This is a genomic window from Pseudomonas sp. LBUM1672 (genome assembly GCF_059695655.1).
Genome location: NZ_CP166781.1, coordinates 4,362,493 through 4,375,589 on the forward strand (window position 1 = coordinate 4,362,493; position 13,097 = coordinate 4,375,589).

Here is a 13,097-nt window from a genome sequence, read left to right on the forward strand (position 1 = left end):
GGGAGCCAGCCTGCTGGCGAATAGGCCCTTACAGACGCTAGAGAATCAAAGCCCCTCCAGCTCCGCCATCAGGTCATTGAGGCGATCCACCTTTTCCTCGGTGACGTCACTCGCCGCCAACCCGTCGATGTACTCGGCCAACTCCGCCACCGTGCTGCACTCGAACATCGCCCGCAGCGGCACATCACGTTGCAAGGTTTTCTGCACCCGCGACGCAATCTGCGTCGCCAGCAACGAATGCCCACCCAGCTCGAAGAAATTGTCCTGAACACCGACCTGCTCGACCTTCAGCACCTCAGCCCAGATACCCGCCAGCGTCTGCTCCAGCTCAGTTCGCGGTGCCTGATAATCCTGGCTCTGCAACTGCCCGATCTCCAGCGCCGGCAGCGCCTTGCGGTCGAGTTTGCCGTTGGCATTGAGCGGCATCCGCTCCAGCCACAGCCAGTGCAGCGGCACCATGTACTCCGGCAGTTCGGCGCGCAGGCGTTGCTTGATGAGCTCCAGGCGTTCGGTCGGGTTCAACGCCGAGTCAGCCGCCACCAGGTAGCCGACCAGATGCTTGCCGTTCACGCCTTCCTGCACGCCGACCGCCGCTTCGCGCACTTGCGGTTGCTCATGCAGACGCGCTTCGATTTCACCCAGCTCGATGCGGTAACCGCGGATCTTCACTTGATGGTCGATACGCCCGACGTATTCCAGCACGCCGTCACTGCGACGACGGGCCAGGTCGCCGGTGCGATACAGACGATCCCCCGGCGCGCCAAACGGGTTGGGTACAAACACCTGAGCCGTACGCAACGGATCGCTGACATAACCGCGCCCTACGCCAGTGCCGGCGACGCACAACTCGCCCACCGCACCCAACGGCACCAGTTCCAGCGCGCCATCGAGCAGGTACAAACAGTTGTTGTCGGTCGGCGTACCGATCGGCAGATAACTGCCACGGGTCGAGGCCATGTCCACGCGGAAGAACGCCACGTCGTCCGAGCATTCCGCCGGGCCATAAGCATTCACCAACCCGATCTCCGGGTAGCGCAACAGCCACTGATGCGCCAGTTCCGGCGGCATTGCTTCACCGGTCGGCAACATCCAGCGCAGGCCGTCGAGGCTCATGCGTTCCTGGGCGAGCATGCCTTGAATCAGCGACGGCACGCTTTCCAGCACCGTGATGCCCTGGGCCGACACGTGCGCCAGCAACCCTTGCGGATCGTGGGCGATGGTGTTCGGCACGATGTCCACCCGCGCCCCGAACAGCGGCGCGGCGAGGAACTGCCAGACCGAGATGTCGAAGCTTTGCGAAGCGGTCTGGGCGATCACGTCGGCATCGCTCAAATTCAGGTACGGCACCTTGCTCAACTGGTTGTTGAGCATGCCGCGTTGCTCGACCATCACGCCTTTGGGCAAACCGGTGGAACCCGAGGTGTAGATCACATAGGCGAGGTTGTCCGGGCCGCTGTAAACACCTGGATTCGCTACCGATGCATCGCTCGCCTGCACCGCTTCCCACACCAGCAATTTCGGCCGGTTGGCGCAACTGAACTCATCCAGCAATGCGACCGCCTGTTCACGACAGGCCTCAGTGCAGACCAGCAACGGCGTGCGGCTCAGGTCGATGATCCGGCTCAGACGCTGACTCGGCAGCCCCGGGTCCAGCGGCAGATAACCAGCACCGGCCTTGAAGCTGCCGATGATCATGCCGAGCAGATCGAGATTACGTTCAGCCAGCAACGCCACTGGTTGATCCAGCCCGACACCCGCCGCGATCAACGCATGACCGAGGCGGTTACTGCGCCGGCTCAGCTCGACATAAGTGTGTTGCTGATCCAGGCAACTGGCGGCAATCCGCTGCGGATGCTGGGCAACCTGCGCTTCGAACAAGGCGACGTAGCTCTGCTCCAGCGGGTAATCATGCTCACTCTGGTTGCAGCGGTGGATCAGGAAATCCTGTTCCTCGGTGCCTAGCAACGGCAAGTCAGCCATGTCGCCATGGAAGCCTTCCACCAGCGCCAACAACAAACGTTTGAATTCACCGAGCATGCGCTCGACGGTCGATTCGTCGAAATAACGCTGGTCGTAAGACAGGTGCAGCCCCAGGTCATCGCCCGGATAGCAGACCGCCGTCAACGGGAAGTTGGTGTGGGTTCGGCCCGAATCCGAGGTCGCATTGAGGCTTTGCGCACGGTCCAGCACCGAGACTTCTACCGGGGCGTTTTCGAACACGAACAGGCTGTCGAACAGCGGCTGGCCCTTGGGCAGTTCGCTGTTTTCCTGAATGCTCACCAGCGGCAGGTATTCGTACTCGCGCAGTTGCATGTTGCTGTCGAGCAAACCGCTCAACCACTGGCGCACGCTGCAACGCTGATCGTCTTCCGGCATTTTCACCCGCAGCGCGATGCTGTTGATGAACAGCCCGACGGTGCGCTGCATCTGCGGCATGTCCACCGGACGCCCGGCCACCGTGACGCCGAACAGCACGTCGCGATCACCGCTCAAGCGTCGTAGCACCAGGGCCCACGCCGCCTGGGCGAAGGTGTTGATGGTCAGCTGATGGGCCTGCGCCAGCTCGCGCAATTGCGCACCGTCGCGAGCATCAAGCCTTGTGTAGCGGTCACCGACGATCATGCCGCCGCTTTCACCGGCATGTTCACGCAGGAACGGCCGGTCGCTCGGGATCGGCGTGGTCCGCTCGAAACCTTGCAGGTTGGTTTTCCACCACTGCCGCGCCTCGGCCAGGCTTTGGCGTTGCAGCCAGCCAATGTAGTCGCGATAACGCGACACAAGCCCAAGCTGTGCGTCGCGGCCTTCGCCGAGGGCGGTGTAGATCTCGAAGAAATCGTTCATCAGCAGCGAGCGGCACCAGGCATCGATGAGGATGTGGTGGTTGCTCATCATGAACCAGTAACGCGCCGCGCCGACCTTGATCAAGCGCAGGTGGAACGGTGCCTGATTGAGCAGATCGAACCCGGCTTCGCGCTCGCTTTTGAGCAGTGCTTGCAGTTTCGGCTCCTGCTCGGCTTCGGCAATCGCCGTCCAGTCGAGGATCTCGATCGGTGTGCTGCCGGGCTTGTGGATCACTTGCAGCATGTCTTCGCCGACGTTCCAGCAGAACGAGGCGCGCAGGGCTTCGTGACGGGCGATCACCGCTTGCCAGGCCTGGGCGAATCGCTGCGGATCGAGTTCGCTGTTGATCCGGTAGCGGTCCTGCATGTAGTAGAGGCCGGTGCCCGGTTCCAGCAAGGTGTGCAGCAGCATGCCTTCCTGCATCGGGGTCAGCGGGTAGACGTCTTCGATGGCGGCGGCCGGAATCGGCAGCGCATCCAGTTGTGGCTGAGTCAGTCTGGCCAGCGGGAAGTCCGACGGCGTCAGGCCGCCGGCATCGTCTTGCAGGCAATGCTCGATCAGGCTTTGCAGTTCGCCCAGGTAAGCGTTTGCCAGGTCGGTGATGGTGTGCGGATCGTGGCGTTCGGCGCTGAAGGTCCAGCGCAGCACCAGTTCACCGCCGTAGACCTGACTGTCGACGCTCAGCTCATTGGGCAGCGGCGCATGCGGGTCGTGGGCCGCGCCGACGGGCTCGTCCAGCGGACGGAACAACGCGTCCGCGCCGAAGCTCTGGTCGAACTGACCGAGGTAGTTGAAGGTGATCGGCGCCACCGGCAACGCGGCCAGGGTCTGGCGACTCTGATTATCGGCCAGGTAACGCAGCACGCCATAACCCAAGCCTTTGTGCGGCACGGCGTGCAGTTGTTCCTTGATCGCCTTGATCGAAGCGCCCTGCCCGTCCGCCGGCACCAGGCGTAATGGATAGGCGCTGGTGAACCAGCCGACGGTGCGGGTCAGGTCGATCTCGTCGAACAGGGTTTCGCGGCCATGGCCTTCCAGTTGAATGAGCGCCGATTCCTGTCCGCTCCAGTGGCACAGCACCCGGGCCAACGCGGTCAGCAGCAGGTCGTTGACCTGGGTGCGATAGGCACTCGGCGCCTGTTGCAGCAATTGGCGAGTCCGCTCGGCATCGAGGCGCACGCTGACAGTCTGCGCATGCCGGTTCTGCCGACCGCCCTCGGGACGATCACACGGCAACTCGGCGTTCGGCCCGGCCAGTTGCGCCTGCCACCAGCTGAGTTCTTCGCGCAGGGATTCGCTGCCGGCATACGCCTGCAAGCGCGCGGACCAATCCTTGAACGCACTGGTTTTCGCCGGCAGTTTGACCGACTGCCCGGCGTCCAGTTGACGGTAGACGGTTTGCAGATCGTCCAACAGCACCCGCCACGAAACGCCGTCTACCACCAAGTGGTGAATGGCGATGAACAACCGTTGTTCGCCCTCGGCACCATCGACCAGCAGCACGCGGATCAGCGGCCCCTGTTCGAGGTCGAGACCGCGCTGGGCATCGGCGAACAGCGCGGCGCACTTGTCCATGGACGAAACACGCACTTGCCACAGCACCGGCACGTCGGAAATCGGCTGATGCTCGGCGCGCCATTGCGCGCCGGTTTGGCTGAAGCGCAGACGCAAGGCGTCGTGCTGTTCGATCACCGCCAGCAGCGCTTGCTCCAGGCGATGGGGTTCCAGCGCGACGGTCGGCTCCAGCAGCAATGCCTGGTTCCAGTGCTGACGCTGGGGTATGTCGGTGTCGAAGAACCAGTGCTGAATCGGCGTCAAACGCGATTCACCGGTAAGCAAACCTTGCTCGGCGGTGACCTGCTCGGAGCGGGTCGCCACGGCGGCCAGGGTCTGCACCGTCTGATGCTGGAACAGGTCACGCGGACTGAAGTGAATGCCCTGCTGCCGCGCACGGCTCACCACCTGGATCGACAGAATCGAATCGCCGCCCAGTTCAAAGAAGTTGTCGTTGAGGCCCACTTGTTCGACGTTCAGCACTTCGCACCAGATGCCGGCCAAGGTCAGTTCCAGCTCGTTGTTCGGTGCGACGTAGTGCTGACGGTTCAGTTCCGGGTCCGGCGCCGGCAAGGCGCGACGGTCGAGTTTGCCGTTGGCGGTCAGCGGCATGCTGGCCAGCAGGATCAAATGCGTCGGCACCATGTAATCCGGCAGTTGCGATTTGAGGTGATGCTTCAAGGCTTCACGCAGTGTCGCTTGTGGCGCTTCGTCCTGCTCGGCGACGTCGGTCACCAGATAGCCGACCAGTTGTTTGCCGCTCGGTGCGTCGAGGGCCAGGACCACGGCTTCGCGGATCGACTCATGCTCCAGCAGACGGGTTTCGATTTCGCCCAACTCGATGCGGAAACCGCGAATCTTCACTTGATGGTCGATGCGCCCGAGGTATTCCACCAAGCCATCGGCACGCTGGCGCACCAGATCGCCGGTGCGGTACAGACGCCCGCCATCAGCGGTGAACGGATCAGCCACGAATCGCTCGGCGGTCATGCCCGGACGCTGGTGATAACCCTGCGCCAGGCCGGCACCGCCGACGTACAACTCGCCGGTCGCGCCTTGCGGCACCAGGGCCAGATCGGCATCAAGGATGTACGCCACGCGAGCGCCAATCACGCTGCCGATCGGTACGCTGCCCAAGCCTTCTTCCAGCTGTTCGGGTGCCAGACTCGCCAGTGGCATCACCACGGTTTCAGTCGGGCCATAGGCGTTGAAAAACAGGCTCGGTTTGAACGCTGCGCGAATTCGCGCCAGGTGTTCGCCAGTCAGGGCTTCGCCGCCGGTGATGCACATGCGCACCGGCAGGGTTTCGCCCTGGGTGGCCAGCCACTGCGCCAATTGGCTGCCATAGCTTGGAGTGAAGCCGAGGATGTTGATGTGGTGACGTCGGATCAGTCCGCAGATTTCTTCCGCATCCCATTGGCCTTGGGCGCGCAGGACAACTTGCGCGCCACTCAACAGCGGCACCAGCAAACGCTCGGTCGCAGCGTCGAAGTTGATCGAATAGAAATGCAGCTCACAGTCGTCCGGGCGCATACCGAAGCGCTCAATGACCGCTTGGCAATGCATGGCGATTTCACCGTGGGACACCACCACGCCTTTCGGCTTGCCGGTCGAGCCCGAGGTGTAAATCAGGTACGCCTGATGCTGCGGCAGGCTGATAAACGGCAGTTCGGTGGCCGGGTAATGGGCCAATGCGGCGGCGTCCTCTTCAAGGCACCAGCGGGCGACCGTTGCCGGCAACTCACCGAGTGCGGAGAACATTGCCGCATCGCTGAGCAGCAAACCAATGCCACTGTCTTCGATCATGTAGTGCAGGCGATCGAGCGGGTATTCCGGGTCCAGCGGCACGTAAGCACCGCCGGCCTTGAGGATTGCCAGCAGGCCGACGACCATTTCCAGCGAACGCTCAAGTGCCAGGCCGACGCGAACCTGCGGGCCGACACCACGCTCGCGGAGCATCCAGGCCAGGCGATTGGCGCGGCTGTCGAGTTCGGCGTAGCTCAGGGTTTCACCCGCAAACGTCAGCGCCGGAGCGTCCTTGCGTGCCAGTGCCTGTTCGCTGAACAGGTGATGGATGCACTGGTCGAGGCGATGCTCGCCCGGTTCGACGCCGAGGCTGTCCAGCAGCTTTTGCTGTTCGCCGGCTTCGAGCAACGGCAGTTCGCTGAGGCGCTGTTGCGGATCGGTCAGCAGCGCTTCCAGCAGATTGCGCCAGTGCCCGGCCATGCGCGCAATGCGCGGTTCATCGAACAAATCGGTGCTGTAAGTCAAGCAGCAACCCAGTCGATGATCGAGGTCGGTGACTTCCAGGTTGAGGTCGAACTTGGTCGCCCGCGCGTCGTTGGCCAGGTACTCGACGGTCATGCCGGCCAGGGTGCGGCTCTGCTGGAATTCCCAGCGCTGCACGTTGCACATCACCTGGAACAGCGGGTTGTACGCGGCGCTGCGCGGAGGCTGCAAGGCTTCGACCAAGTGATCGAACGGCAGGTCCTGATGAGACTGGCCTTCGATCACGGTGTGGCGCACCTGCTCGAACAATTCGCCGACGGACATCTGCCCGCCGAGCTGGCAACGCAGCACCTGGGTGTTGAGGAACGCACCGATCAAGCCTTCGCTTTCCGGGCGAATCCGGTTGGCCACCGGCGCGCCGATGCGCAGGTCGGTCTGGCCGCTGTAGCGGTAAAGCAGCACGGCCAACGCGGCGGTCATAGTCATGAACAGGGTCAGACCGTTTTGCGCGTTAAAGGCGCGGACCCGTGCAGCGAGGTCATCGCTCAGGTCGAAGCGGAATAATTCACCCTGATGGCTTTGCACCGGCGGACGCGGACGGTCGGCGGGCAATTCCAGCAACGGATGTTCACGGCCCAGTTGCGCGGTCCAGTAGTCGAGCTGGCGCTGGCGCTCGCCGGACTCCAGCCACTGGCGCTGCCAGACGCTGTAATCCAGGTACTGCACCGGCAGCGGTGTCAGCGGCGATTCGCGGTCATCGACGAACGCTTCGTACAGCGCGCTCAGTTCACGGGCAAAAATGTCCATCGCCCAGCCTTCGGTGACGATGTGGTGCAGAGTCAGGACAAAGTAGTGCTCCTGCTCGGTGGTTTTGACGAGGCAGGCGCGCAGCAGCGGACCGGTTTCCAGATCGAACGGCAGGTGTGCTTCATCGTCGGCCAGTTGCTGCACGCGCTGCTCGCGGATGTCGGCAGCCAGTGTCGAAAAATCCTTCCAGTCCATGCGCACGCCCGTCTCGGCATGCACCTGCTGACGGGCCACGCCGTCGATGCTCGGGAACGTGGTGCGCAGGGTTTCGTGACGCATGATCAGCGCTTGCAACGCCGCTTCGAAACGCCCGACATCAAGCACGCCGCGCAGTCGCGCCATGCCGCCAACGTTGTAGGCCGGGCTGTCCGGCTCCATCTGCCAGAGGAACCACATGCGCTGCTGGGAATAGGACAGCGGCACCGGTAGGCGGCGGTCGACTTTCTCGATCGGCGGCTGCTGGTTGGTTTTACCGCTGGCCTGGATCTTTTGCACCTGATCGGCGAAGGCACCCAGCTCACTGTTTTCGAACAGCGCCCGCAGCGGCAACTCGACGTCGCAGGCCTGACGGGTACGGGAAATGATTTGCGTGGCCAGCAACGAATGGCCGCCGAGGGCGAAGAAATCGTCGCGCAGGCCGATCTGTGCGAGGCCCAACACTTCGCGCCAGATGCCGGCGATTTGTTGCTCCAGCGCCGTGGCCGGCTCGACGTGTTCGCGCACTTGCCATTGCGGTTCGGGCAAGGCACGACGGTCGAGTTTGCCGCTCGGGCTCAGGGGCATTTCGTCCAGACGCATCAGCTGCGCCGGGACCATGTAGTCCGGCAGTTCAGCCGCCAGTGCGGTTTTCAGGCGCGCCGTTTGCGCGTCTTCAGTTTCGCGGGTTTCGGCTGCGGTGTAGTAACCGATCAACTGGCCACCGGCGGCGGTCTCGCGCACCAGCACCACGGCTTGAGCGACGCCATCCTGGGCCAGCAAACGGGCTTCGATTTCTTCGGGCTCGACACGGAAGCCACGCAGTTTGACCTGCTGATCGAGACGACCAAGGTATTCGATCACGCCATCGGCGGTCCAGCGTGCGCGGTCGCCGGTGCGGTACAGACGCGCGCCCTGCTCGCCCAGTGGATCGACGACAAAACGCTCGGCGGTCAGCCCCGGACGGCCCAGATAGCCACGGGCCAGGCCGATGCCGCTGATGCACAATTCGCCCGGCACACCGGCCGGCACCGGATTGAGGTCGCTGTCGAGGACGCGGCACAGCACGTTGCCTAACGGACGGCCAATCGGCGAGCGCTCGCCATCGGCGCTAGTGCAGTGCCAATGGGTGACGTTGATTGCGGTCTCGGTCGGGCCGTAGCGGTTGTGCAGTTGCACGGCGGGCAGTTGTTCCAGCACACGGTTGCGCAGTTCGGCGGGCAAGGCTTCGCCACCGGAGAACACCCGGCGCAGGCTGGTGCATTCGGCGGTCAGCGGCTCATCGATGAACAACGAAAGCAGCGGCGGCACGAAGTGCAGCGTGGTCACGCCGTATTGCTGGACCAGCTGCGCGATGCGATGCGGATCGCGGTGCTCGCCGGGGCCGGCGATCAGCAAGCGTGCCCCGGTGATCAGCGGCCAGAAGCACTCCCACACCGACACGTCGAAACTGATCGGGGCTTTTTGCATCAACACGTCGGTGTCGTTCAAACCGTAGGTGTTCTGCATCCATTGCAGGCGCTCGGCGAGCGCCGCGTGGGTGTTGCCGACGCCCTTCGGCTGACCGGTCGAACCCGAGGTGTAAATCACGTAGGCGAGGTTGTCGCCGTGCAGGTGCAGGCCCGGCGCCTGGCTTGGCCAGTTCTCCAGATGCAAGGCGTCCATGGCGATCACGCTGACGCCGTCAGTGGCCGGCAGGCGTTCGAGCAATTGGGTCTGGGTCAGCAGCAATTCGACGCCGCTGTCGCTGAGCATGTAGGCCAGGCGTTCGGCCGGGTAATCCGGGTCCAGCGGCACGTAGGCGCCGCCGGCCTTGATGATCGCCAGCAGGCCGATCAGCAACTGCGGCGAACGCTCGGCGGCGATGGCCACGCAAACGTCCGGGCCGACGCCTTTGTCGCGCAGGTAATGGGCCAGGCGGTTGGCCTGGGTGTGCAGCTCGGCGAAATCGAGGCTGCCGCCGTCCCACATCAACGCCGTGCGTTCCGGGGTTTGGCACGCTTGTTCGTTAAGCAGCTCCGGCAGCCATTGGCTGGCCGGCGTGCAGGGTGCAGCGCTCCAGGAAGCTTGTTGGTCGTGCTCGTTTGCGCTCAGCAGCGGCAGGTCGCCGATGGCGGCGGACGGTTGCTCGCAAATGGCCCGCAGCAGGTGGCTGAAATGCTCGGCCAGACGCTCGATGGTCGTCGTATCGAACAGCTCGCTGGCGTAGTCGAAGGACAGGCTCAGGCGCCCCTTCTGGTCTTCTTCGCTGTGCAGTTGCAGGTCGAACTTGGCTTCGCGGCTGTGCCATGGCAGTTCTTCGGCGAGCACTCCAGGCAGGCGACGCAACGCGCTCAAATCCCGTTGCTGGTGGTTGAACATCACCTGGAACAGCCCTTGTTCGCGCGCTTGCGGGAAGGCTTCGAGCAGTTGTTCGAACGGCAGGTCCTGGTGCGCTTGTGCGCCCAGCGCGGCCTGACGGGTTTGCGCCAGCAGCTCCACGAATGGCAGCCGCGAATCCACTTCGGCACGCAGCACTTGGGTGTTGATGAAGAAACCAATCAGCCCTTGGGTTTCCAGGCGCGGGCGGTTGGCATTCGGCACGCCGATGCGGATGTCGCGCTGGCCGCTGTAGCGGTGCAACAGGCTCTGGAACGCGGCGAGCAACAGCATGAACGGCGTCGATTCATGCGCCTGGGCAGTCTGGCGAATGGCATCGCTCAAGGTCGCAGCCAGCTTTACGGAATGGCGGGCGGCGCTGTGAAGGTGCTGCGCCGAACGCGGATGATCGGTGGCCAAGGTCAGGGTCGGATGCTCGTCACCCAACTGTGCTTTCCAATAGGCCAGTTGACGCTCGCCCTCTCCTTGCGCCAGCCATTGACGCTGCCAGCTGCCGTAGTCGGCGTATTGAGTTGGCAGGGCCGGCAGCGTCGCGGTCTGTCCTTGGGACGCGGCGGCATACAGGCGCGAGAACTCGTCGATCAGCACGTTCAGCGACCAGCCATCAGCGATGATGTGGTGCATCGTCACCAGCAGTTGATAGTCCTCATCATCGAGGCGAACCAGTGTCACCCACAGCAGCGGGCCTTTCTCCAGATCGAACTGGGTGCGGGCTTCGTCCTCACGGATTTGCAGCGCGCGGGCTTCACGCTCGGCGGCGGGCAAGTCGCTGATGTCGATCAATTGCAGGTTGAAGTTGTCGGCCGTATCGACCTGTTGCAGCGCCACGCCGTCACGTTCGAAGAACCGTGTGCGCAGGGATTCATGACGCTCGATCAATTGCTGGAAACTGGCGCGCAAGGCGTCTTCGTCCAGTTCGCCGCGCAGGCGCAAGGCAGCGGGAATGTTGTAGGCGCTGCTCTGTGGATCGAGTTGCCAGGTGATCCAGAGGCGGTTTTGCGCCAGGGATTGCGGCATCGGATCGTTGCGCGACAGCGAGGTGATCGCGCCTTGGGCCAGGCCGCCGTCCTGTTGCAATTGAGCGACAGCGGCGGTGAACGCACCGAGGGTTGGCGCTTCGAAGAGCAGGCGCAGGTTCAGCTCCAGACCGAGTGATTCACGCAGCCGCGCAACCACCTGCGTCGCGGCGATAGAGTTGCCACCGAGCAGGAAAAAGTGGTCGTCAGCGTTGATCGGCTTGACCTGTAATTGTTCGCACCAGATCTGGCCGATCAGGGCTTGCAGTTCGGAACCCGGCTCGGTTCTAGATTCGCTCTGAACGTCTGTCGACGGGAACCGCGCATAGCTGTCGAGGCTGCAGTCCGCCAGACGATTGCGGCAGGCCGAACGTTGCAGCTTGCCGCTGGAGGTCTTGGGCAATGCGCCCGGATTGAGCAGCGCCACCACGCTCGGAGCTTCCTGATACGCCTCGGCCACGGCTTGGCGAATCGCTTTGATCAATGCGTCAGGCGGGAGGATTTTCTGCACGCTGCGGCTGATTTCTGCGGCGATGCCGATGCCTTCCTGACCGTCGACAGTGACCGCGAAAGCGGCAACGCGACCTTTGCGCACCACTTCCACTTCGCGTTCGACGGTCTGCTCGATGTCTTGCGGGTAAAGGTTGTGGCCGCGAACGATCAGCAGGTCTTTCAGGCGTCCGGTGATGAACAATTCACCGTCGCGCATGAAGCCCAGGTCGCCGGTGCGCAGCCAGGTCCGGTCGTTGTGCTGGACAAAGGTCTTGGCGCTGGCCTCGGGGTTGCGCCAGTAGCCGTGGGCGATGCTCGGCCCGGCGGCCCAGACTTCGCCGACTGCGTTGTCGGCCAGTTCATTGAGCGCTACCGGGTCGACAATCAACACCGCATGATCCGGCTGACTGATGCCGCAACTCATGATCGCGCTGCCTTCGCCAGCCTCTGCACGGTTCTGGGCCAAGGCTTGATCGTCCACGCGCAGGTTGCCGATGCCCTGACCGCGCGGGGTCCCGGCGACGAACAAAGTGGCTTCGGCCAACCCGTAAGACGCCATGAAGCTGTCGGTGGTGAAACCACACGCCGCGAACTTCTCGCCGAAGCGATCGAGGGTGTCGAGACGAATCGGTTCGGAGCCGGAATACGCCACGCGCCAGCCGCTCAGGTCAAGGCGCTCCAGCGCCGATTCACTGACGCGTTCGCTGCACAAGCGATAGGCGAAATCCGGCCCGCCGCTGATGGTGCCGCCGTACTCGCTGATCGCTTCCAGCCAGCGCAATGGCCGACCGAGGAAATAGGCCGGCGACATCAATACGCACGGCACGCCGCTGAAAATCGGCTGCAACAGACCACCGATCAGGCCCATGTCGTGGTACAGCGGCAGCCAGCTGACGATCACGTCGTCCGGGTTCAGGTCGATACCGAAACCATGACGGATCAGCATTTCATTGGCCACCAGATTACCGTGGCTGACTTGCACGCCTTTGGGCAACGCGGTGGAACCGGAGGTGTATTGCAGGAAGGCGATGTGGTCGTCGGCCAGGTTCGGTGCGCTCCAGCGTTCGGCCAAAGTGTCTTCGAGGGTGTCGACGCACAGCAACGGCGGCGCGCCTTCAATGTGTTGCAAGGCGCCACGCAGGTCGGCGCTGGTCAGCAGCAAGCGTGGTTCGGCATCGCTGATGATCGACAGCAGACGTTCCTGATGATGACGTTTGGCCGACTCGGGTGGATAAGCCGGCACCGCGATCACGCCGGCGTACAGGCAGCCAAAAAATGCCGCGACGTAATCCGGGCCACTCGGGAACAGCAGCACGGCGCGATCGCCGAATTCAGCCTCGGCCTGCAACGCACCGGCAATGGTTCGCGCCCGCTGATCCAGCTCGCGATAACTGAGGACCACAGCCTGATCCGGGGTGTCGGCGAGAAAACGCAAGGCCACTCGATCCGGCGTCAGGGCCGCGCGGCGCTGGAGGGCGTGGACCAGATTGCTTGGGAGTTCGAACGCGTCGGTCATGAGGTTTCCTGCCTGAATTCGGCTTGCAAATGGAATCGGTTTTCTTACGTCACACCCACTAAAGGGCA

General features: G+C 63.3%; 1 protein-coding gene. It reads right to left on the reverse strand.

Annotated elements, in window-relative coordinates; all coding sequences use genetic code 11:
- Nucleotides 1-45: 45 nt before the first annotated feature.
- Entirely contained in the window at nucleotides 46-13,029 is a 12,984-nt protein-coding gene (locus ACA053_RS19860; protein WP_497393492.1) for a non-ribosomal peptide synthetase, read from the reverse strand.
- Between the last annotated feature and the right edge of the window lie 68 nt (nucleotides 13,030-13,097).

What these genes read in the sequence shown, in the direction of transcription:
- ACA053_RS19860 (WP_497393492.1), bottom strand. Translation starts at nt 13,029, where the DNA reads ATGACCGACGCGTTCGAACTCCCAAGCAATCTGGTCCACGCCCTCCAG.